22 protein-coding genes are annotated in these 19999 nt (G+C 63.4%); 10 read left to right on the top strand and 12 right to left on the bottom strand.

The annotated features are described in order from the left end of the window. Nucleotides 1-118 precede the first annotated feature (118 nt). Genes ACFSM5_RS03110 through ACFSM5_RS03100 form a run of 3 tightly spaced genes read right to left on the bottom strand, consistent with a single transcriptional unit; the run spans nt 119 to nt 2823 of the window. Nucleotides 119-1294, bottom strand: a complete 1176-nt coding sequence (locus tag ACFSM5_RS03110) for an acetyl-CoA C-acetyltransferase (protein ID WP_379874775.1) — start codon at nt 1292-1294, stop codon at nt 119-121. A gap of 46 nt (nt 1295-1340) precedes the next feature. Continuing rightward, a complete protein-coding gene (locus ACFSM5_RS03105) occupies nt 1341-2462 on the bottom strand; it encodes an alpha/beta fold hydrolase (RefSeq protein WP_379874774.1) in 1122 nt (373 codons plus the stop codon). Next, complete coding sequence (locus ACFSM5_RS03100; RefSeq protein WP_379874773.1) at nt 2380-2823, bottom strand: hypothetical protein; 444 nt, start codon at nt 2821-2823, stop codon at nt 2380-2382. Before ACFSM5_RS03100 ends, ACFSM5_RS03105 begins: the two co-directional genes overlap by 83 nt. 155 nt (nt 2824-2978) lie before the next feature. On the opposite strand from ACFSM5_RS03100, the gene phaR reads away from it, so the two are divergent. After that, nucleotides 2979-3578 (top strand): polyhydroxyalkanoate synthesis repressor PhaR, encoded by a 600-nt coding sequence (gene phaR / locus ACFSM5_RS03095; protein WP_379874772.1) that lies wholly within the window; start codon nt 2979-2981, stop codon nt 3576-3578. Between the two features lie 24 nt (nt 3579-3602). Continuing rightward, on the top strand, nt 3603-3992 hold the full coding sequence (locus tag ACFSM5_RS03090; RefSeq protein ID WP_379874771.1) for a hypothetical protein: 390 nt from the start codon (nt 3603-3605) through the stop codon (nt 3990-3992). Nucleotides 3993-4159: 167 nt separating this feature from the next. On the opposite strand, the gene ACFSM5_RS03085 is transcribed toward ACFSM5_RS03090, so the two are convergent. Next, nucleotides 4160-4432, bottom strand: coding sequence for a hypothetical protein (locus tag ACFSM5_RS03085; protein ID WP_379874770.1), 273 nt, complete (start codon nt 4430-4432; stop codon nt 4160-4162). Nucleotides 4433-4530: 98 nt separating this feature from the next. Between ACFSM5_RS03085 and ACFSM5_RS03080 the strand changes: the two genes are divergently transcribed. Next, nucleotides 4531-4989: an MmcB family DNA repair protein gene (locus tag ACFSM5_RS03080; RefSeq protein ID WP_379874769.1), complete on the top strand. Its 459-nt coding sequence runs from the start codon at nt 4531-4533 to the stop codon at nt 4987-4989. Here the strand turns inward: ACFSM5_RS03080 and ACFSM5_RS03075 are convergent. After that, the gene (locus ACFSM5_RS03075) at nt 4961-5653 is read right to left on the bottom strand and encodes a DUF1003 domain-containing protein (protein WP_379874768.1); all 693 of its coding nucleotides are present in this window, start codon (nt 5651-5653) and stop codon (nt 4961-4963) included. The genes ACFSM5_RS03080 and ACFSM5_RS03075 overlap by 29 nt on opposite strands. Before the next feature lie 126 nt (nt 5654-5779). On the opposite strand from ACFSM5_RS03075, the gene ACFSM5_RS03070 reads away from it, so the two are divergent. Then, entirely contained in the window at nt 5780-6370 is a 591-nt protein-coding gene (locus ACFSM5_RS03070) for a PadR family transcriptional regulator (protein WP_379874767.1), read from the top strand. A 2-nt stretch (nt 6371-6372) separates the two neighbouring features. Then, on the top strand, nt 6373-6660 hold the full coding sequence (locus tag ACFSM5_RS03065) for a DUF2218 domain-containing protein (RefSeq protein WP_379874766.1): 288 nt from the start codon (nt 6373-6375) through the stop codon (nt 6658-6660). 59 nt (nt 6661-6719) lie between these two features. On the opposite strand, the gene ACFSM5_RS03060 is transcribed toward ACFSM5_RS03065, so the two are convergent. Beyond that, the gene (locus ACFSM5_RS03060; protein WP_379874765.1) at nt 6720-7547 is read right to left on the bottom strand and encodes a tol-pal system YbgF family protein; all 828 of its coding nucleotides are present in this window, start codon (nt 7545-7547) and stop codon (nt 6720-6722) included. 118 nt (nt 7548-7665) lie between these two features. On the opposite strand from ACFSM5_RS03060, the gene ACFSM5_RS03055 reads away from it, so the two are divergent. After that, nucleotides 7666-8289 carry an LbetaH domain-containing protein gene (locus ACFSM5_RS03055; RefSeq protein WP_379874764.1) on the top strand — a complete coding sequence of 208 codons (624 nt, stop codon included), beginning with the start codon at nt 7666-7668 and terminating at the stop codon, nt 8287-8289. 190 nt (nt 8290-8479) lie between these two features. On the opposite strand, the gene ACFSM5_RS03050 is transcribed toward ACFSM5_RS03055, so the two are convergent. Continuing rightward, entirely contained in the window at nt 8480-8959 is a 480-nt protein-coding gene (locus tag ACFSM5_RS03050; RefSeq protein ID WP_379874763.1) for a hypothetical protein, read from the bottom strand. A gap of 129 nt (nt 8960-9088) precedes the next feature. On the opposite strand from ACFSM5_RS03050, the gene ACFSM5_RS03045 reads away from it, so the two are divergent. The 3 genes from ACFSM5_RS03045 to ACFSM5_RS03035 all read left to right on the top strand — a co-directional run bounded on the left by ACFSM5_RS03045 (nt 9089) and on the right by ACFSM5_RS03035 (nt 14841). Further along, nucleotides 9089-11887, top strand: coding sequence for a [protein-PII] uridylyltransferase (locus ACFSM5_RS03045; RefSeq protein WP_379874762.1), 2799 nt, complete (start codon nt 9089-9091; stop codon nt 11885-11887). Continuing rightward, nucleotides 11884-13719 (top strand): hypothetical protein, encoded by a 1836-nt coding sequence (locus ACFSM5_RS03040; protein WP_379874761.1) that lies wholly within the window; start codon nt 11884-11886, stop codon nt 13717-13719. Before ACFSM5_RS03045 ends, ACFSM5_RS03040 begins: the two co-directional genes overlap by 4 nt. A gap of 93 nt (nt 13720-13812) precedes the next feature. Then, nucleotides 13813-14841, top strand: a complete 1029-nt coding sequence (locus ACFSM5_RS03035) for a DUF2332 domain-containing protein (RefSeq protein ID WP_379874760.1) — start codon at nt 13813-13815, stop codon at nt 14839-14841. Between the two features lie 42 nt (nt 14842-14883). Here the strand turns inward: ACFSM5_RS03035 and cobT are convergent, their stop codons facing one another. Then, nucleotides 14884-15921 carry a nicotinate-nucleotide--dimethylbenzimidazole phosphoribosyltransferase gene (gene cobT / locus ACFSM5_RS03030; RefSeq protein WP_379874759.1) on the bottom strand — a complete coding sequence of 346 codons (1038 nt, stop codon included), beginning with the start codon at nt 15919-15921 and terminating at the stop codon, nt 14884-14886. A 62-nt stretch (nt 15922-15983) separates the two neighbouring features. Then, nucleotides 15984-16628 (bottom strand): endonuclease III, encoded by a 645-nt coding sequence (gene nth, locus ACFSM5_RS03025; protein ID WP_379874758.1) that lies wholly within the window; start codon nt 16626-16628, stop codon nt 15984-15986. Between the two features lie 122 nt (nt 16629-16750). Here nth and ACFSM5_RS03020 point away from each other — a divergent pair, with 122 nt between their 5' ends. Then, nucleotides 16751-17224 carry a DUF2244 domain-containing protein gene (locus ACFSM5_RS03020; RefSeq protein ID WP_379874757.1) on the top strand — a complete coding sequence of 158 codons (474 nt, stop codon included), beginning with the start codon at nt 16751-16753 and terminating at the stop codon, nt 17222-17224. Here ACFSM5_RS03020 and ACFSM5_RS03015 read toward each other — a convergent pair. The 3 genes from ACFSM5_RS03015 to ACFSM5_RS03005 form a co-directional block, all read right to left on the bottom strand. Further along, nucleotides 17221-17970, bottom strand: a complete 750-nt coding sequence (locus ACFSM5_RS03015; protein WP_379874756.1) for a HesA/MoeB/ThiF family protein — start codon at nt 17968-17970, stop codon at nt 17221-17223. The two genes, ACFSM5_RS03020 and ACFSM5_RS03015, sit on opposite strands and share 4 nt — an antisense overlap. A gap of 12 nt (nt 17971-17982) precedes the next feature. Continuing rightward, complete coding sequence (locus tag ACFSM5_RS03010; RefSeq protein WP_379874755.1) at nt 17983-19146, bottom strand: hypothetical protein; 1164 nt, start codon at nt 19144-19146, stop codon at nt 17983-17985. Between the two features lie 141 nt (nt 19147-19287). Next, the gene (locus tag ACFSM5_RS03005) at nt 19288-19989 is read right to left on the bottom strand and encodes an HAD family hydrolase (RefSeq protein ID WP_379874754.1); all 702 of its coding nucleotides are present in this window, start codon (nt 19987-19989) and stop codon (nt 19288-19290) included. Nucleotides 19990-19999: the final 10 nt, after the last annotated feature.

The following is a 19999-nucleotide window of genomic DNA, read 5'->3' as shown; positions in this document are numbered from 1 at the left end:
GCGGCCATCTACCTGAGAGCCCACGCCAAGAGCAGGTGAGGAGCTCCAAGAGAGTTGCCAAAAGAAAAGCCCCGCAGCATTACCGCCGCGGGGCTTCTTCTAAGCTAAGGCGCCAGCGTCAGTCGCGCTGGATGCACATGGCGACACCCATGCCACCGCCGATGCAGAGGGTCGCAAGGCCGCGCTTGGCATCCCGGCGCTGCATTTCATAGAGCAGCGTGGTCAGCACACGGGCGCCCGAGGCCCCGATGGGATGACCCAGGGCAATGGCGCCACCATTGACGTTCACCTTCGAGACATCCCAACCCATGTCCTTATTGACGGCCAGGGCCTGGGCGGCAAAAGCCTCGTTGGCTTCGATGAGGTCAAGGTCGGCAACGGTCCAACCGGCCTTCTTCAGAGCTTCACGCGAAGCCGGGATCGGACCTGAACCCATGATGGCGGGATCGACGCCAGCGGTCGCCCAGGACACGATCTTGCCCAGGGGCTTCAGGCCACGCTTTTTGGCTTCTTCGGCGCTCATCAGCACAACGGCAGCGGCACCATCGTTGATGCCCGAGGCGTTACCGGCCGTGACCGTGCCTTCCTTGGAGAAAGCCGGGCGCAGCTTGGTCAGGCTGTCAATGGTCGTGCCATGCTTGGGATATTCGTCATCGGCAACCACCACGTCGCCCTTGCGGGTCTTGATGGTGACCGGAACGATCTCGTCCTTGAACTTGCCAGCCTTCTGGGCGGCTTCGGCCTTGTTCTGCGAGGCGAGCGCGAACTGGTCCTGCTCGTCGCGCGACAACTGCCACTTCTGGGCGACATTCTCGGCCGTGTTGCCCATGGGATAGCCGTGGAAGGCGTCGACCAGACCGTCCTTCATCATGGTATCCAGCATCTGCGCGTCGCCCATCTTGGTGCCGCCGCGCAGGTTCATGGCGTGGGGAGCCTGACTCATGCTTTCCTGACCGCCGGTGACGACGATATTGGCATCGCCGCTCTTGATAGCCTGGAAACCCAATGCAGCGGTGCGCAGCCCCGAACCGCAGAGCTGATTGATGCCGAACGCGGTCTTTTCCTGCGGAATGCCCGCAGCGATGGCGGCCTGACGGGCCGGGTTCTGACCGGCACCTGCGGCAAGAACCTGACCCAGGATAACCTCATCGACATCCGAAGCGGCAACCCCGGCGCGCTCCAGCGCGGCCTGGATGGCAACAGTGCCGAGAACATGGGCCGGAACGCTCGACAGGGCGCCGTTAAAGGAACCAATGGGTGTGCGCGCGGCACTGACGATAACGACGTCGGTCATGGACGAATCCCCTTACAACTGGTTTTTCTTATCGCGGTTGCGAAGCCTACACGGGAGACGCGCCGCCCGTCACCCACTCTCTCACCAACGGCCATACCCTTTTGGGGGCAGCGCCGGAGACGATCATCCCAATATGGCCCAGCGGCACATCGAGTGTGGTGGCCAGCGGCAGCGCATCGGCCAGCGCCCGCGCGCTCTGTGGCGGCACGATACGATCCTGGGCCGGAATGATGGCCAGAGTGGGAATATCGCAGCGCGATGGCAGCACCGGCCGCCCGGCAATACGCCAACGCCCCTGCTGCGGGCTGTTGTCGCCATACCAGCCTTCCAGGCATTCGCGGGCCACACTCGGCGCCAGCGGCACCCCATCGTTCAGCCAATCCTCCAGCGCCACAAAAGCCTCTGCCTTGGGATTGGCCGGATCGATGCGTCCGAAAGCCTCGAACTTGCGGTTGATCTGCCAGAGATCGATCCCGGCAAACAGCATCTGGATGGCGTCAACCGGCAGACCGCCCCACCAGTCGATGGTGGCTTTCAACCCCGGCAGCGCGGCGACGAGGCGGCGGGCGCTGTCACCATCGGCATGGAAGTCCCAGGGCGTGGCCAGCAAGGTCAGCCGCTCCACCTCCGCTCCCGGCTGCTGGGCGGCGGCGAGCGCGAGTTGGCCGCCCATGCAGTAGCCGAGCAGATTGACCGGGCCTAAGCGATTGGCAACGGCCAGCGCGTCGAGCAGCGGGCCGCAGACATAGTCGGTCAGGGTAAAATCGCGGCAGGCCTCACCCGGTGCCCCCCAGTCGAGCAGCAAGGGGCGTATCCCCACCTCCGCCAGCCAACGCATCAGACTACGGCCAGGCATCAGGTCGAGAATATAGGCACGGTTGATCAGTGACGGCACCGCCAGCAGCACCGGCGTTCCGGGCGGCGCATCCGGGGCATAGTCGAGCAGACGGATATCGCCCTCTTGCCACAACACGGGCGGCTCGGGCAGATCGCGACGATAGGGATGTTGCTGATAGGCCTTCACCCCGGCCAGAAATGACGCCATGCGGCGACGGCCCGCCACCTCCACGGCAGCAGCAAAACCGCTAGGGTCGACGCCGCCTGCTTCGAGGGCTGCTTTCAGGGCGGCGTCCTGCCCGTTCCCGCTCTGCCCGTTCAAGATCGGCAAGCCGCTGTTCCAGAGCGCCAAGGCGGGTAGAGAGCTGGCGTAGCTCGCCCAGCAGCTCGCCAAATGGAGCGGCAGCGGCCTCGGCCCGATCCTGTTTTTGCTGCGGTTCATGCTGCGCAAACTCGGCGGCTGTGGGCGTTGCAGCATGCGCAGCATCCGGCATGGCGCCAGCCCCAGTCCCTGGCATGGTTCCGGCACGCAAAGGCATAGCCCACGCGCCCCACATGCGGGCGGTGCGTTCTGCGAGATCGGGATCGCTCGCCCATGCCGTCAGCTGCCCTTGCCAGAGATCGAGGAATTGCTCGGCCAACACGGCAAGGTCAGGGGGCGGCGCATCCTTTGGGTCCTTGCCGTCAGCCATGGCTGGGACGATAGCCAGCCACCGCTTCTACGCCAAGCAGCAATTCTATGGCATCGTCATTTCGACAACCAAGGGTGCGCTGGACCTTGCAACGGCAACCAAAGCCGCCCATGATGCGTTGCAACGAATGGGAAAATCCCAACAAGCGGGGGGACATGTCGGAAGCCGGAACCAGCACAACTAATGGCGGCAAAGCGCCGATCACCATTAAGAAGTATGCCAACCGCCGCCTCTATAATACGGCGACCTCCTCCTATGTGACGCTCGACAACCTGTCGCAGATGGTCAAGGAGGACATCGACTTCGTCGTGTTCGACGCCAAATCCGGTGACGATATCACCCGGCAGGTTCTGACGCAGATCATCGTGGAAGAGGAATCGAAGGGTCAGAATCTGCTGCCCATCAGCTTTCTGCGTCAGTTGATCGGCTTCTATGGCGACAATATGCAGTGGCTGCTGCCGTCGTACCTTGAGTCCGCGATGAAGACCTTCACCGGCAATCAGGACAAGATGCGCTCCTATCTGCAGGATGCGTTCGGCGGGCTGTTTCCTTTCGGCTCCTTCGATCAGATGTCGAAGCAGAATATCGCGATGATCGAGCGGGCGATGAAGATGTTCTCGCCTTTCCCTGGTGCATCAGGCATGCCGGGCACCACCGAAAGCCCGCCTGCCGCTGGCGAAGAAGCCGGTGTTGCGGACCTGAAGCGCCAGCTCGACGCGTTGCAGCAACAGATCGAACGTCTCGGCAAATCCTGATAACGGCAGGGTAAGCGGTCCTTCATGAACACGATCACGACACCGCTTGCCCTTCCCGCTCCGGGCTCGCTTTCCCCCAATCGTCCAACCCGCGCCCGGCGCCCTGCCGATCAGCGCACGGAGGAATGGGAAGAAGCAGAAAATGCCGCCGAACTGGGCGCGGCGCGCGAACATGAAGAAGATCGCCCGCAGCAACCCCAGCAGTTCGCCCGCTTCCTCATCGGCAGTGATGAACAATTACCCGAAGTGATGCGCCTGGGCTGGATCGGCCCGTCCCTAGCCTTCTATATCCAGATCTATGTGCAGGAGCATTTGGGCAAGGGTATCCATTACGACCCTTGGCACTATGCCACCGCTGCCTATCAGAAGGTCTATGAGCGCAGCCTCAAGATGGCGGGCAAACAAGCCCGCTAGCGCGCACGAGGCTCGAACGCGGGCTCATGTTTATTCGGTTTGTCATCATCCTCGGATCAACTCCGAGGATGATGACTCAAGAAAGTCGCTACCATCAGTCATTAAGGGTGCGGCCCAGATCACGTGGCGAGGATGCGGGGCATCCGCTCAGGCGAGGGCCAAAAAACCTAAGCCGCGTCGCTGGCCCGTGTGAGGGCAGCTTCGGCGATGCGCGCGCGCTGCCAGCCGGGCAGGCTGTCGAAGGCCTTGCAGCAGGCACGGCGCACAGGACCGACCGGCAGGCCATTCTCGCTTTCATTGACCGCCGTACGGATGACCTTGGTCACGCGGCTCACTTCGCCCACGACCTGAGCCGTCGCTTCGGCCAGCACCGCAAAAGCGATACCATCGGCGGCCGGATCGATATCCGCAGTCGAGGACACAAGACGCAAGTGAGACATTGCTTAAACCCCTTCACGCAACCATCGGCGATACCTTAGTGTAATACAGAGTATCGCATAAAGCTCAATCTGCTGCCCCGGCAAACTTAATGTGAAACATGAGCCAATCTCTCTCCCCCATCCCGCAATTGCCGACCGAGCCTGCTCGCCGAATTCTGCGCGGGATGCAGCGCTATTTCCTGGAATGTTACGGCGTCGGCGGCGTGCCGGAAGTGACGCTGGCGACCGGTCGACGCGTCGATTTCATGGCGGTCGACCGTAAGGGGTTGATCTGGGTGATCGAGATCAAAAGCTGCCTGGCCGACTATCGCGCGGACGCAAAATGGCAGACCTACCTTGAGTATTGCGATCGCTTCGCCTTTGCCGTTGACGAGGCTTTCCCCCAAGAGGTTCTGCCACCGGAAGTCGGCCTGTTCATCGCCGATCCCCATGGCGCCGACTGCCTGCGCGATCCGGTGCATTCGGAACTGGCCGGAGCGCGGCGCAAAGCGGTGATGCTACGTTATGCCCTGACCGCCGCCGCCCGCCTCACCGGGGTCGACGCGCCTCCTCCATGAGATCCAGCTGGATCTGCTGGATCTCCGCCAGGCGCTGCCATTGGTGGCTCATAAGGTGGTCCAACTTTTCATGGAGATATTGGATCTCTAACTCGGCCTTGAGATTGACCTGATAATCATTCTGCGCCCGCAGGCGGTCCTTATCCTCCTGGCGCCGCTGGCTCATCATGATGATAGGCGCCTGTACGGCGGCGAGACAGGAAAGCACCAGATTGAGCAGGATGAAGGGATAGGGGTCAAAGGGGACGCCTGCCGCCAGATTGCCGATGAGCCAGGCAGCAAGGACCAGACCAAAACTGATCAAGAATTTCCAGGATCCCCCGAAGCTCGCCAACCCATCCGAAACCGTCTCGCCGAATGTTCGCTGAACCTCGATATCAAGGCTGCAGGTGACGGCGCCCTGGTCGGCGATCCGGCGGGCAACGTCCCTTTCCAGCGCGGTCAGCTCGCCGCCGTCGGCCGCCAGCAGCTCCTCGACATAGAGATGGCGGTAGTGATTGATCGTTTCCTGACTGATGAGGGCCGTATCCGCCAGTTCGGGATGATCGCGGCGCATCCGGCGCGTAAGACGCGGACGGATAAGGGATATTGGGACCAGATGGTCGCTGGACCATTCCTTACCGCTGATTGCGCACAGGCCGTTCGATTTTCCAGGCTTCGACATCCCGATCTCCTAGCTTCGCAGCGCAAACCCTAGCACCTGCCGAGAACTTTCGAAGACCTCTTGAAAGCGATAGAGTTTCGATATATCTATTATTTCGTACTATCTAAACCCTATCGGAGAACATCCATGAGATTTGGCCATCATACAAACGCAGAGAGCCGGGAGAGCTGCCGCGAACGTCGCTTCTCACGTCTCACCCACTGGCTTGAAGAACATCACCGCCGCCATCACGAACGCGGTGGTCGGGGTCGCGGACGGGGTCGCCTGTTCGAACATGGCGATCTGCGCCTGCTGGTCCTGCATCTGCTGGCCGCCCAGCCGCGCTCGGGCTACGAGATCATCAAGACCATCGAAGAGACGGTGGGCGGCCTCTATAGCCCCAGCCCCGGCGTCGTCTACCCGACCCTGACGCTGCTCGAAGAACAGGGCCTGATTGTCCAGACCGCCAGCGAGGGCGCCAAGAAGACCTTCGCCGTCACCCCGGAAGGCGAGGCCGCCCTGCAGGCCGGACGCGCGACCGTCGTTGCGATCCTGGAGCGCATGGAACATCTGGGCGCGACCGAAGGCCGTGAACCTCCCGCCGCCGTCCAGCGCGCCATGGAAAATGTGAAGACCGCTTTGCGATTGAAGTTTGCCCGCGGAACCCTCACCTCTGCTCAAGCCGACGCCATAGCCGCCGCCCTGGATCAGGCCGCCCTCACCATCGAAAAGGCATGACCATGGCTATTCTGGAAACCCGCCTCGCGACTGAGCACGGCACCCGCTACCTCATCCAGCTCTGCAAGCATTTCGCCCATAAGATCCCGGCGACCTACGAAGGGAACGAGGGGCAGATCTCCTTCGATGCAGGCGTCTGCCGCCTGTCCGCCGATACAGCAGGCCTGCTGATGTCCGTCGATGCGGGCAATGCCGAAGACGCCACGATGCTGGCCGGCGTCATGGCCCGCCACCTGGAACGCTTCGCCTTCCGCGAAGAACTGGCTTTCGACTGGAAAGCCCCCGATTGATCCATCAGATAGATCAATCGCAAACGAACGATCTATCTGACTCATGAGTCAGGGGATGTCTAGGATCCCGCCAATACCTCCAGGCGCTTCAGCCGAACCGGTTCGTCCTTGACGAAGAAACTGTCGCTGCGCAGCCGGTTCAGCGCCTTGGCGGCATAGGCGGCGGACTGGGTTTTGTCGCCCTTGGCGTCATAGAGTTCGGCCAGTTCCTCGAACACAAACGAAGGCTCGTCGCCCATGTCGGCGGCATCCTTCACCAGTTGCAGATCGAGCGTCAGCGCCTCGTCGATCCGACCGAGCGCACGCAGGGTACGGGCAATGCCATACCGGGCGATCCGGGCTTCGCGCGGACGGTTGATTTCGTCGCGATAGGCAGCGTCTTCGGCAAAGATCGTCAGGGCACGCTCGTATCGACCAACGTCGAAATTGCTCCAGCCGATGTTATTCAGCAGCGGACCTTTCCAGCCCGAGACCATCGGGTTTTTGGAGGTCGCCGCCAGGGCAAGCGCCTGCTTTGTCCAGTCTTCGGCCTTATCCACCGGCTCGACGATGGCGAGCATATGCAAGGCGTCGACCGCCAGATCCAGCAACGGTTCCCCGCCGGTTTCCGCCAGAGTCCAGGCTTTAAGGAAGTGGGGAACTGAGCCCGCTGGATCGCCGCCGGTATTGACGAGGCGCCCGCGTTCGAGCGCGATGGCGACCTTACCCCGCAGACCATCGGGCGGCGTCAGGCGTTCGGCCTGATCCAGCAGATCGTGACCATCCTTGAACTTGCCCTGAAGACCCATAGAGCGGGCAGTGCGCGTCAGGGAGAGCGCTTTGTTGATATCGAAAGCCACCTCGCCCGCCTGAACCTGAGCCACCATTACCACAATTGCATCCATCATCACTGCCACCCGCAAAAGATGCGCTTGATAGTGATTTGCAAATTCTATTCTGGCAATAGGATTGCAGCCGGGACGCGATCGACTATCCTCCCCCGGCCAATAACTTCGGGGACGCCGAATGACTGCCGACTTGATTGCCGCGATAGATGCCGGACGACTTGCCCAGGGCCTGCTGACGATTGCCCAGACCCTGGCGCTGTCGGCGCGGGGCAATATCGTCCACGACCCGTTTTCGACGTTGATCTCGGCGCGCGCCCAGATCGGCAGCGGCAATATCCTGTTCCCGAATACCCAGCTTCTGTGTGCTGAAGGGCAGTCCCTGACGGTGGGCGACGGCAATCGCTTCCATCCCGGCAGCTATGTGGAGGCTGCCTCCGGTCCTATCACCATCGGCGACGGCAACCAGTTCGGAGACGGATGTTTCACGGCTATCGCCAACCGGAAGGGCGGCAAGATCACCGTTGGATCCAAAGGGCGGTTTCAGCGCGGCGCCACGCTTTATGCCGAGGTATCGGTGGGTGACGGCTGCCAGATCCTGGGGCCGATTGCCGTGCAGGATTGTGTTTTGAGCAGCGGAGGCGACCATACCCATGGGGAGGCGGATGAACGCGGCAGCGTCCTCAAGGGCGTCGGCACCGCGCGTAATCTGACGCTCAAGGTCGGGGAAGTGATCCAGGGCCATGGCGTCTTTGCCATGGCGGACCTGAAGATGCAGTCGTTCTTTCACCCCAAGGTGAAGTAAGCGACGCGGTTCGGCCACACGAGATCCCGCATCAAGTGCGGGATGACGAGTTTTTATTTTCGGGCTTTAGAAGTGAAGGCCGGTGGATGAGCTGCTAGGCGTTTCCGAGCACAAGACCGGAGCGTACCTCGGGTACGTGAGGATCTGAGCATCGGAAACAACGACGCAGATCGCCGCCGGACGAACGCCGTCAAAACTTTTTGAAGGCCTTGGCCATTTCCACCATCGCCGCCTTATGCTGCTGACCAGCCTTGGTCGGGGGCGGACCTTTGGGATCGATGCCGAGATTGGCGAGCGCCTCGGCCGGAGTCGAGGGGCTCTTGGCCGGCGGCTTGGGCGGGGCGGGCATATTGCGGTCCAGCTTATCGACGATGGCGTCGAGGGTTTCCTTGGGCAAGGCACCGGCCGGACCACCCGGACGGCGCACCGGGGCAGCCGTGGGGCCGGGCCGCTGGACGGCGCCATTCGGGGCCACCTGCATGGTGCTCGGTTGTTTGCCCATCGCCTTTTCCACCAAGGCAAAGGCGATCCCCTGCAGATAGGGGGTCGTGATCGCGCGCAGCAGATTGAGGTCCTCTGACGCCATCGCCATCAGGCGTCGGGCCGCCGCATTACGGTCACCCTTGGAGGCCTGGATCGCTTCGCGCAATTTCTGGGCAAGATAAGACATATGGTTAAACTCCGATTACCGGGCGCGAGAGTAGCATGCTTGTTCTGTTTTGGCGAAGAGGCCCCATCTTATTTGCCGCCCCCTTCTCTTCGTTGGAGCGCGGCGCTGCCGTGAGGTAAGGTTGCACCCATGTCCCACTTGCCTCTCAATCGCCGTCAGATCATCAGCCGCCGCGACATCGACGCTCAGTTGGCCGCGCTATCGCCCGAGTTGCCGCCGGAGAAGCGCCGCCCGGAGATTCTGGCCGTCCTGAAAGCGGCTTTGGCCGCCGGGCGGGCCGAGGTCAAACAACGGTTCGAGGCAGGTAGCGGCGGCCGGGTCGCCAGCCGCGATCTGACCTACCTCGTCGATCAACTTATCCGCCTGCTTTATGACGACACGACGACGCGGGTTTACCGGGTCGCCAACCCCACCCAGTCCGAGCGCCTGAGCATTGTGGCCGTCGGCGGCTATGGTCGTGGGGAACTGGCGCCGCAGTCCGACGTCGATCTGCTGTTCCTGCTGCCCTACAAGCAGACGCCGATGGGCGAGCAGATCGTCGAGCATATGCTCTATATCCTCTGGGATCTGGGGCTGAAGGTCGGCCATGCCACACGGTCGGTGGACGAATGCCTGCGGATGGCGCGCAGCGATGTGACCATCCGCACCGCCCTGCTGGAATCCCGCTATCTCTGGGGTGACGAGTCCCTCTTCACCGAACTGAAGACCCGCTTCGATGCCGAGGTGGTGGCCGGGACCAGCCGCGATTTTGTCGAAGCCAAACTGGCCGAGCGCGACGCCCGCCATGCTCGCATGGGTGACAGCCGCTATGTGGTCGAGCCGAATATCAAGGAGGGTAAGGGCGGCCTGCGCGATCTCCATACCCTGTTCTGGATCGCCAAATACGCCTATCGCGTCGATAGCGTCGAAGCCCTGACAGCCAAGGGCGTGCTGTCCCGCGCCGAAGCCAACCGCTTCATCAAGGCCGAAGCCTTCCTGTGGGAAGTCCGCTTCACCCTGCATTACATCGCCGACCGCGCCGAGGAACGCCTGACCTTCGACGTCCAGCCGGAGATCGCCCGACGCCTAGGCTATTCGGATCGCACGACCTCCAAGGGGGTCGAGCGCTTCATGAAGCATTATTTCCTGGTCGCCAAGGATATCGGCGATCTGACCCGCATCTTCTGCGCCGCCCTGGAAGCTGAACAAAGACGCAAACCGCGGTTCGGCGGCCTGTCGCGCTTCTTTTCGCCCCGGTCGCGCGAAGCCCATGGTTTTGTGGTCGAAGGGGACCGGCTGTCGGTCGGCAGCCCCGAGGCTTTTCTGACCGATCCGGTCAATATCCTGCGCCTGTTCTGGGAAAGCGACCGCACCGGCTTCGATATCCATCCGACCGCCCTGCGGCTGATCCACCAAAACCTCAAGAAGATCGACGCGGATCTGCGCGCTAATCCCGAAGCGAATCGCCTGTTCCTGGAAATCCTCACGTCGAAGAACGATCCGGAGAACACCCTGCGCCGCTTGAACGAGGCAGGCGTGCTGGGCCGGTTCGTGCCGGATTTCGGCCGCGTCGTCGCCCAGATGCAGTTCGACATGTATCATGTGTATACGGTCGATGAGCATACGATCTTCGCCATCGGGATCCTCGCCCGGATCGAACAGCAACTGCTGACGGACGAGCTGCCGCTGGCGTCGTCCCTGATGCCCAAGCTGCTATCGCGCCGGGCGCTCTATGTCGCCGTGCTGCTGCATGACATCGCCAAAGGGCGCGGCGGCGATCATTCGGTCCTGGGGGAACAGGTCGCCTATAAGCTGGGGCCACGCTTTGGGTTGAGCGAGGAAGAGACCGAGACGGTCGCCTGGCTGGTGCGCTGGCATCTGGCCATGTCCAACACAGCTTTCCGCCGCGATCTGCAGGACCCCAAGACGATCAGCGATTTTGTCGAGCTGGTGCAGTCGCCCGAACGGCTGAAGCTGCTGCTGGTCCTGACCGTCGTCGATATCCGCGCGGTGGGGCCGAAGGTCTGGAACGCTTGGAAAGCCGGGCTGCTGCGCGAGCTGTATCATCTGGCAGCCGACAAGATGGCGGGCGGCGATGTGGCCGAAAAAACCAGTGGGACGGAACGACGCCTCTCGGCCGTGCAGGAACAGCTGCGGGCCGACCTGACGGACTTCACCTCGGCAGAGGTCGATCAGTTCCTGGCTCTCGGCACCCGCGCCTATTTCCTGACCACTGATCCCGGCGCGATCCTGCGCCATGCCCGGCTGGTGAAGCGCGCCATGCAGGATCGCGCGCCGCTCTCCATCGATACCCGCGTCGATACCCATCGTGGCATCACGGATGTCACCATCTATACCGGCGACCATCCGGGCCTGTTCGCAGCCATCGCAGGCGCCCTGGCACTGGCGGGAGCGAACATCGTCGACGCCCATATCTTCACCCTGACCAACAGCATGGTGCTCGACAGTTTCTCGATCCAGGATACCGAGGGCGGCGCTTTCGAGCGGCCAGACAGGCTGGCGCGGCTGGCCGTCCTCATCGAACAGGCGCTGTCGGGCAGCCTGCGTAGCCTGGGCGATCTCGCCAATCTGAAAAGCGGCCCTGCCCGCGCCGCCATCTTTACCGTGCGACCGCGTGTGCTGATCGACAATAAGGCCAGCGCCACCCATACCGTCATCGAGATCAACGGCCGTGATCGACCCGGCCTGCTGCACGATCTGGGCCGCACCATCACCCGCCAGAACCTGCAGATCGGCGGCGCCAAGATCATGACCTATGGCGAGAAGGTGGTGGACGTCTTCTATGTGAAGGATATTTTCGGTTTGAAGATCGACCGTCCCGATAAGATCGACGATATCCGCACGGCCCTGCTGGCGGCCCTGCAACCAACTCCGGTACCCACCGCCGCTAAACCCGCTGCCCGCGCCCTGAAAGGCGCCGCCGAATGAAGTTCCTGGCGATCGCTTTTGCACTGGTTCTGCCCGTGGTTGCCCTGGCGCAGGCCCCCAAGCCCCCAAGCCGCTCTCCGGCTGCGCCCCCTGCCGCAAATGATCCGAATTTCGCCGCGCTCGACGCGCTGTCGAAGCAGGATTACGAGCGCGCCTCCCGGCTCTGGCGACCCCAGGCGGCGCGGGGCGACAAGGAAGCACAATATCAGTTAGGGTTGCTGGCATCCGCCAACGGCCCCCAGGCCATGCGCAATCCGGCCGAGGCGCGGCTGTGGCTCGGCAAGGCTGCCGAACAGGGGCATATCGAAGCGCAATATCAGCTTGGCCTTGCGCTTGGCTGGGGCGACAGCGCCCGCCCGAACAAGGAAGGGGCCCGCCAATGGCTGGCCCTGGCGCAGAACGCCGGGCATGTGAATGCCGGGGCGGCCCTCGCTCAATTGGGCACTATCCCCGATACGCCACCAGCGGAAGCAACACCGCCCGCCGCGGCTATTCCGGCCGCTCCCGCTCCTGTAACCGCCGCCCCGGCACCGCCGCCGGTCGCGGCCCCCAGCGCGCCTGTGGTTGCGGCCTTGGTCGAACCACCTGCACCGCCCTCGCCCCCCCTGGAGATGGCACCGCCGCCGGTCGCTCCCGCTCTGGCGGCGCCTCGAATGGTCACGAGCGCACCGCTGGCTCCTCCACCACCGCCTCCCGTGACGGCGCAACTCCCCCCCCCACCGCCGGAGCCTGGGGTTATGCCGCCAAAGCCCCCTGCTGCCGTAGTGCCCGCCCCGGTCATTGCGCCTGAACCGCCAGCTCCCGCGCCAGCAGCTCCGCCCGTGACCGCCAGCAGCCCTTCCATCGGGGAAATGCTATCCGCCAGCATCAGCCGTCCCGTGGTTCCCTCACGGGATGGCGGAGTCGCACCCGCACCTCAGACACCTCCGCCGCCCTCGCAAGCTGCTGCAACGCCTGTTCCGGTAACTCCCATTCCGCTGGCATCCGCACCGACCGCCGTGACGCCGGTTCCGCTGGCAGCACCGCCCGCGACCGCCGTTTCCGAAGCGACTGCTCCCGCGCCGACTGCTCCGGCTGCTATGCCGTCAGTTATCCCGGTGCCAGCTGTCCCGGCACCTACCCCCGCAGCCCCCACCCTTTCGGCTCCGCCACCGCCGGTCGCGGCCCTGGTGCAACTGCCGCCACCGCCGACACCGGCCCAGGCCCTTGAAGCGGATCATCAGCGCGCACGCCAGCAACCCGGCTGGCAACCGCGTATCGTCACCGATGGCGCGGCACAACCGTCCCTGCCCCTGCTGGCTCCGCCGCCCTTCGCGCGCGAAGCCGTGACAGTGGATCTAGCCGCCCTGCCACCCAGTGCCCCCCTGCCGACGTCGCCGGTAACCCTGATCCGTCCAGGAAGCGCCCCCATCGCGCCGGAGCGCCTTCCTTCTCCGCCGCCAGTCACATCGGCCTTGGCTGCGCCGGTGCCAACGGCATCAGCACCGACACCCCTAGCCGCAGCACTGCCGACACCTACCCGCCCGGCACCGAGCCCTGCCCTTCTCCCTGCGGTGGCGGCGCCACCCGCTGTAGCGACTCCATCCAGCTCCGGCAACGGCTGGCGGGTGCGTTTTGCTGTGCTGTCGAAGGAGAGCTCCCTTCCTGGAACCCTGGCGGCCTATCGCGACCGGGCGCCCGACATCGTCGGCGACCGCACCATTGCTGTCGAACCCGTCGGCCCCAGCGGCCCCTGGCGCATATATCTGGGCGGCAGTTACGAGAAGAGCGAGGCGGAGAAGCACTGTAGCGGCATCAAAAAGACCGGCCTCGACTGTATCGTCACCCGCTAATCCCTGGTCGTGGTTAAATAAATTGCGGCCAAGTCTTCGAAAAACAGGCATGATTCGTGGCACTTCGAGCCAAGTAATGCTTGTGGAGGCAGGATGCGGACCCAGATTATCGATGCCTTTCGCCTACAGGCCGACTGGTGCCGAAACCTCGATTCGCCTTTTACCGGCGTGGTTCTGGATCATCTGATCGCCGATCTCTCGGACGGCGGCCCAACCGTGCAACGGCTTTCGGGGTGGAGCGGCGACCCTGTAGCCGGCGCCCTGGCCTTGCGGGTCGCGGGAGGCCTGCATCACCTGGCCCGCACCGGCCTCGACCCTGCTCTTGCCAATCTCTATCCGCCGCTCGGGGACGAAGGCCGCTTGAAAGCCGCGCTCCAGGCGGCCATGACCAGCCATGATGCGATCTGGGCCGAGTTTCTGTCGGGACCGCCCCAGACCAACGAAGTCCGCCGGTCGATGGCGATGCTGCCCGCTTTTCTGACTGCCGCCGCCGCCTATCCCCTGCCCATCGACCTTTACGAGATCGGTGCGAGCGCGGGCCTCAATCTCTGCTGGGATCGCTATCGGTATCAGGGGCCTGATTGGGTGCGGGGTGAAGGCGACAGCCCACTGACGCTCACGACAGACTGGAGCGGCCCGCCACCGCCGGAGGCACCGGTGGAGGTCACGCACCGGCAAGGCTGCGATGTCCTGCCCATCGACATCACCGATCCCGGCGCGCTTGAGCGGCTGGCCGCATATATCTGGGCCGATCAGCCCGAACGGCTCGCCCGGCTTTTCACCGCCGCCGAGATCGTGGCGGACGAAGCCCCGGAGATCGTCGCGCAGGATGCCGGGAGTTGGCTTGCCGAACGGTTGCCCGCCCGAAAACCGGGGCATCTGGCCATCATCTTCCATTCGGTGATGTGGCAATACCTGCCCGGCGCCGCCCGGACCGCTGTGCAAACCTCAATTGCCAAGGCCGCCGCCGAAGCGTCGAAAGACCAGCCACTGGCCTATGTCCGGTTCGAGCAGGACGGCGCGGGCGGCTATGAGGTGCTGATGAACCTCTGGCCCGAGGGGACCATGCGCCGCCTCGCCGTCGCCGACCCCCATGGCCGCAAGGTTCGGTACACGCCTTAGCTTTGACGTCGGCCTATCGCGCTTTGCGCTACTTGAAGCCGTTTACACCGGCCCCGAAACGCCCGCCTGACCGAAGGTCGCCATGCCGGAATGGCAGGTCGCTGCCGCGCGCAGCAGGGAAACGGCAACCGCCGCGCCGGATCCTTCGCCCAGACGCATGCCGAGATCCAGCAGCGGCTCCTGGCCGATCTTGGCGATCAGACGCCGGTGCCCCGGTTCGGCCGAGACATGGGCGACGAGGCAATGGTCGAGCGCCCGCGGATCGATGGCATAAACCACCGCCGCCGCTGCGGTGGAGACGAAGCCGTCCAGCAGCACCGGCGTCTTGGCAAGACGCGCCGCCAGCACGGCACCGGCAATCGCAGCCAGTTCCAGCCCGCCCACGGCGGCCAGCCACTTCAGGGCATCCTTGCCGCAAGCATCCTTGTGCAGCGCATAGGCCTTATCGACCACCGCAATCTTGCGGGCCAGAGCTTCGCCACTGACGCCCGTCCCAGGTCCGACCCATTCTTCGGCCGTGCCGCCGAACAGCCCGAGGCACAGGGCGGCAGCGCTGGTCGTATTGCCGATACCCATCTCGCCCAGGCCCAGCACGTCGATGCCAGCTTCGACCGCCATCATGCCGTAGGCCATGGCCTGGGCGCAGGCGGCTTCGCTCATCGCCGCTTCCACCGTGAAGTCGGCGGTCGGATTGTCGAGGTCGAGCTCATAGACCCGCAGGTCGCCATCGATGGTGCCGACCAGCTGGTTAACCGCCGCGCCGCCCTGAAGGAAATTATCCACCATCTGCCGGGTAACGCTGGACGGATAGGCCGAAACGCCCTGGGCTGCGACGCCGTGGTTGGCGGCAAAGACCGCGATGCGCGGGCGATTGATGCGGGGCTGCTTACGCCCCTGCCAAGTGGCGAGCCACTGGGTAATCTCTTCCAGGCGCCCCAGGGCGCCAGCGGGCTTGGTCAATTGAGCTTCACGGGTGGCGACGGCGCTGGCCGCTTCCAGATCCGGACCGGGCAATTCGCGCATCAGGCGGCGAATCTCGTCAAAGCCCGTCAGATCTTCGGGGTTGGGGAAGTCGGTCATCTTGGCCTCGTGTTGGGCTGGAAACTCTTGGACGCGGATGTAGCGCCCTTCGGGAAGGTCGATCAAGCGGTTCGATAGCGCGCCTTGTCGGGGAAATTGCAAGGCTCGTAAACCGGACAGCGATTGCAGTCGGGCTTACGCGCCTTGCAGATATAGCGTCCATGCAGGATCAGCCAATGGTGACTGTCCCGCAAATATTCAGGCGGCAGCCGTTTCAGCAATCCCAGTTCCACCGCCAGCGTGGTCTTGCCGGGCGCTATACCCGTGCGGTTACCCAGTCGGAAGATATGCGTGTCCACCGCCATCGTCGACTGGCCGAAGGCGACATTCAGCACGACGTTCGCCGTCTTGCGACCGACGCCGGGCAAGGCCTCCAGCGCCTCGCGATCCTCCGGCACCTCGCCGCCATGACGGTCGACCAGGATCTGCGACAGGGCCATCACGTTCTTGGCCTTGGTATTGAAGAGGCCGATGGTCTTGATGTAGTCGCGCAGCTTTTCCTCGCCCAGGGCCAGCATCTTCTGCGGCGTATCGACCAGGGCGAACAGCGGGCGGGTTGCCCGATTGACCCCGACATCGGTCGCCTGGGCACTCAGCGCCACCGCGACCAGCAGCGTATAGGCGTTGACGAACTCCAGCTCCGTCTTAGGTTCGGGATTGATCTCGGCCAGACGCGCGATGAAGGCGCGCACGGCGTCGGGCTTCATGGGCTTGGCAACAGGTTCTTTGAGGGGGGCTGGCTTTGGGGCTGGCATAGGTGTCCGGTCTTTACCGCGTCACGGGAGCGGCCATATCATGACGTGATTGCCCGCTTGGCAAGAGAGACGCGATGGAAGCGATATCCGAGCCCGTGCTTTTCAACGCCCTGCTGCGTCCCCACCGGTCGCTGGAGGTGGCGCGGTTCCGCCTTTTGATGCTTGCCATTGCGATGGTCAGCTTTGGGGCTGGGCTCGCCTTCTATGCCATCGGTGCCTGGCCGGTCATCGGGTTCCTGGGCGTCGATGTGCTGCTGATCTATTGGGCCTTCAAGATCAACTACCGGGCCGCCCGCTGCCATGAACAGGTTCGCCTGACCGCCGGAAACCTCTCCATCGAGCGGGTCGATATCTATGGCGCCCGCACCACGGCCGACCTGCCGCCCTATTGGATCCGGGTGGAACTGGAGGAGCGGCAGGATGCAGCATCGCGCCTGCGGCTCTGGACCCACGGCAAAGCCACCGCGCTAGGTGATTTCCTGTCGTCGGACGAACGCGCCCGCCTTGCCCGCGACCTGCAGTCGGCGCTGGAAAGGCTAAGGGCTTAACCGCCGCAGTCCGGGCAGTTCTTGCGACGCGGCAGCCGGATGCGGGTCATGGCGGCATCGAGCGCATCATAGAGCAGCAAAGTGCCCGACAGGCTGTCGCCAATACCCAGCAACTCTTTCACCGCCTCTACTGCGGCCAAACTGCCGACCACCCCTACGGCGGCGCCCAGAACACCGAGCGTGGTGCAGTTCTCTTCCCCCGGCAGACTTGCATGCAGGCAGGAAAAACAAGGGTGCGGACGCCCGAGATAGGGTTTGAAGACCGTCAGTTGACCCGAGAACTGGATGGCCGCTGCCGAGACAAGCGGCTTACCCGCCGCCTGGGCTGCCTGGGCAACCAGACGCCGCGTCGATCCATTGTCGGTGCCATCCAGCACCAGATCGTAGCCTGGAATGATCGCGCTCGCCCGCGCCGCATCCAAGCGCTCGGGGAACAGATCCAGCATGACCGACGGATTGACCGCTCGTAGCCCTTCAGCCGCGCTGTCGGTCTTTAAGCTGCCGATACGGTCGGTGGTGTGCAGAATTTGCCGCTGCAGGTTCGAGAGGTCGATGTGATCATCATCGACGATCCCCAGACGCCCCACTCCGGCTGCTGCCAGATAGAGCGCGGCAGGCGATCCGATACCGCCAGCGCCGATCAGAAGAACTTTGGAGGATAACAGGCGCTGCTGACCCGGTCCGCCGATCTCCGGCAGCACCAGATGGCGGGCATAGCGCGCAATGGCCTCATCACTCAAGGCCATTGAGTCTGGGCCTTACGAAGCCTGATTGACCGCCGCACCCTTACGGCTGCGGACCAGCGCGTCGTACTTGTCGAGAGCCGAACGCATGCTGTCGTTGACCGTGCCCGGCGTTGCACTCGGAGCAATTGGGTTCAGCACCTGGGCGCCCAGAGGCTCGCCACCCAGTTGAGCGGGAGCGGTGTTGGCGGTGCCGACATTCGGGTTCTGGATGACCGGCGGCACCGTGGTCGCGAGGCGGACGGGAGCGCGGTTGGCAGGCAGATCGAACCAGCGCTGACCATCGGCGGCAGTCTGAACTGCAGGCTGCACGGCCTGCTGACCAGCAGCGGCGGGCGCTTCGCGGGAGTTCTGATAAGCGGCGATACCGGCATTGCCGGTCATCTTGGCCATCGGATCCTGCTGCATCGGGTTCTGGGTCTGGACCATGGTCAGAGCCGGGGTCACCGAACCTGCGGACGGCAGGCCCGAGGACGTCAGCAAACCAGTCGAGTTCGGCGGCAGCTGAGCGCTGGGGCCGAAGCCGGAGGAGGTAGCCGTAGCCGTCGGCTGGGCGGCACTGGGCGCACGGCCGTTGAAGCCGACACTGCCGCTGGCAGGCGTAATCGTGACAGGCTGGGCAATCATGGGAGCGGGCGCCGCGGCCGGTGCAGCAGCCGTAAGCGGGATCGGAGCGCCAAGCGGAACAGATTCAATGGCGGCAGCTGGCGCGGCGGGTGCCGCTATCTGGGTCGCATCGCCCGTCGGCACCGCTTCGCCGACCAGAACGGCATCGGGTGCATAATTCGGGGCAATATCCTCGCCCTTGATGGCGGCGATCAGCATGCCACCCGGATCACGGCCAAATTCTTCCTGGACGCCGAGTTCCATGGCAGAAGCGACAAGTCCGACCGGCCCGCCAAACAGCGTGCCACCGATCAAACGCGCACCTGGCGATAGGGTATCCCCGGTCAATTCGCGATAGATGGGGCCGATGATCGGCAGATGATGAAGCGGGTTCACCATATCCAGCACGTCGTCGAAGGTCAGACCTTCTTCCGAGAAAAAGGTCTTCCCATCGCCGCTCGCACTGGACGCAACGGTCTCCAACCCGTTCTTTTTGGCTTCAGACGCCGGAACCCAGCGCGCGCTGCTCAGCGGGCTGTCGTCATTCGGATTGATCTGCAGAACCATCGACATCTGAAAAACCTCCCGCTTCGAGCGGTAGATTGGAGAACTACGCCACTTATAAAAGCAAACGGCGGGCCAATTCCCAGAATCAATAGAATCAATCCATTAGAAGCGTCACGCTTTTATTACGGCAGATTCTGCCGGGGACTCTCAGCGGGTATGCGGCAGAATCGACAGCAGGTCCGATACCCGGTCGAGGCGCAGCAGACGGGGATGATTATCCGGCAGCACTGCCGCCTCCAGCGTCCAGTCGATTTCATAGGGCACATGCGCCGCCCAGCCGCCCAAGGCCAGCACCGGCAGAATATCGGACTTAACCGAATTGCCGATCATCAGACAGGATTCCGGCTCGACCTTCTGGCGCCGCAGGACACGGGCATAGGTCGGCGCGTCCTTTTCCGAAACGATCTCGATCGCCTGGAACAGATCGGCGAGGCCGGAGCGCGCGACCTTGCTTTCCTGATGGAAAAGATCGCCCTTGGTCACCAGGATCATCCGATAACGCTCCGACAAAATCGCAAGCGTTTCCGCCACATCCGGCAACAGGTCCACTGGATGGGCCATCATCTCTTTACCCAGTTCCAGGATGGCGGATATAAGCGCGGTCGGTACGCGGCCTTCGGTTACATCGAGCGCAGTTTCCACCATCGACAGAGTGAAGCCCTTCACCCCATAACCGAAGTGGGCCAGGTTGCGCCGCTCCACATCGTCCAGGCGGTGTTTGAGATCAATCCCATCAGGAGCGTAGGGTGCCAGCAGACTGATCAACCGCTCCTGGGTGGCGGCGAAGAAATTCTCGTTATGCCACAGCGTGTCGTCGGCATCGAAGGCGAGCAGGTCGATCCCTTGCATCAAGCGCATT

It is taken from the genome of Lacibacterium aquatile, assembly GCF_042683105.1.
GTDB lineage: Bacteria > Pseudomonadota > Alphaproteobacteria > Elsterales > Elsteraceae > Lacibacterium > Lacibacterium aquatile.
The sequence above is the reverse complement of the archived record's forward strand: the minus strand, read 5'-3'. Positions and strand labels throughout refer to the sequence as shown.

Bases quoted from the DNA above. Each gene is read 5' to 3' on its own strand.
- ACFSM5_RS03110 (WP_379874775.1), bottom strand. From the start codon at position 1,294: ATGACCGACGTCGTTATCGTCAGTGCCGCGCGCACACCCATTGGTTCC.
- ACFSM5_RS03100 (WP_379874773.1), bottom strand. From the start codon at position 2,823: ATGGCTGACGGCAAGGACCCAAAGGATGCGCCGCCCCCTGACCTTGCC.
- phaR (WP_379874772.1), top strand. From the start codon at position 2,979: ATGTCGGAAGCCGGAACCAGCACAACTAATGGCGGCAAAGCGCCGATC.
- ACFSM5_RS03090 (WP_379874771.1), top strand. From the start codon at position 3,603: ATGAACACGATCACGACACCGCTTGCCCTTCCCGCTCCGGGCTCGCTT.
- ACFSM5_RS03085 (WP_379874770.1), bottom strand. From the start codon at position 4,432: ATGTCTCACTTGCGTCTTGTGTCCTCGACTGCGGATATCGATCCGGCC.
- ACFSM5_RS03080 (WP_379874769.1), top strand. From the start codon at position 4,531: ATGAGCCAATCTCTCTCCCCCATCCCGCAATTGCCGACCGAGCCTGCT.
- ACFSM5_RS03075 (WP_379874768.1), bottom strand. From the start codon at position 5,653: ATGTCGAAGCCTGGAAAATCGAACGGCCTGTGCGCAATCAGCGGTAAG.
- ACFSM5_RS03070 (WP_379874767.1), top strand. From the start codon at position 5,780: ATGAGATTTGGCCATCATACAAACGCAGAGAGCCGGGAGAGCTGCCGC.
- ACFSM5_RS03065 (WP_379874766.1), top strand. From the start codon at position 6,373: ATGGCTATTCTGGAAACCCGCCTCGCGACTGAGCACGGCACCCGCTAC.
- ACFSM5_RS03060 (WP_379874765.1), bottom strand. From the start codon at position 7,547: ATGATGGATGCAATTGTGGTAATGGTGGCTCAGGTTCAGGCGGGCGAG.
- ACFSM5_RS03055 (WP_379874764.1), top strand. From the start codon at position 7,666: ATGACTGCCGACTTGATTGCCGCGATAGATGCCGGACGACTTGCCCAG.
- ACFSM5_RS03050 (WP_379874763.1), bottom strand. From the start codon at position 8,959: ATGTCTTATCTTGCCCAGAAATTGCGCGAAGCGATCCAGGCCTCCAAG.
- ACFSM5_RS03045 (WP_379874762.1), top strand. From the start codon at position 9,089: ATGTCCCACTTGCCTCTCAATCGCCGTCAGATCATCAGCCGCCGCGAC.
- ACFSM5_RS03040 (WP_379874761.1), top strand. From the start codon at position 11,884: ATGAAGTTCCTGGCGATCGCTTTTGCACTGGTTCTGCCCGTGGTTGCC.
- ACFSM5_RS03035 (WP_379874760.1), top strand. From the start codon at position 13,813: ATGCGGACCCAGATTATCGATGCCTTTCGCCTACAGGCCGACTGGTGC.
- cobT (WP_379874759.1), bottom strand. From the start codon at position 15,921: ATGACCGACTTCCCCAACCCCGAAGATCTGACGGGCTTTGACGAGATT.
- nth (WP_379874758.1), bottom strand. From the start codon at position 16,628: ATGAAGCCCGACGCCGTGCGCGCCTTCATCGCGCGTCTGGCCGAGATC.
- ACFSM5_RS03020 (WP_379874757.1), top strand. From the start codon at position 16,751: ATGGAAGCGATATCCGAGCCCGTGCTTTTCAACGCCCTGCTGCGTCCC.
- ACFSM5_RS03015 (WP_379874756.1), bottom strand. From the start codon at position 17,970: ATGGCCTTGAGTGATGAGGCCATTGCGCGCTATGCCCGCCATCTGGTG.
- ACFSM5_RS03010 (WP_379874755.1), bottom strand. From the start codon at position 19,146: ATGTCGATGGTTCTGCAGATCAATCCGAATGACGACAGCCCGCTGAGC.
- ACFSM5_RS03005 (WP_379874754.1), bottom strand. From the start codon at position 19,989: ATGCAAGGGATCGACCTGCTCGCCTTCGATGCCGACGACACGCTGTGG.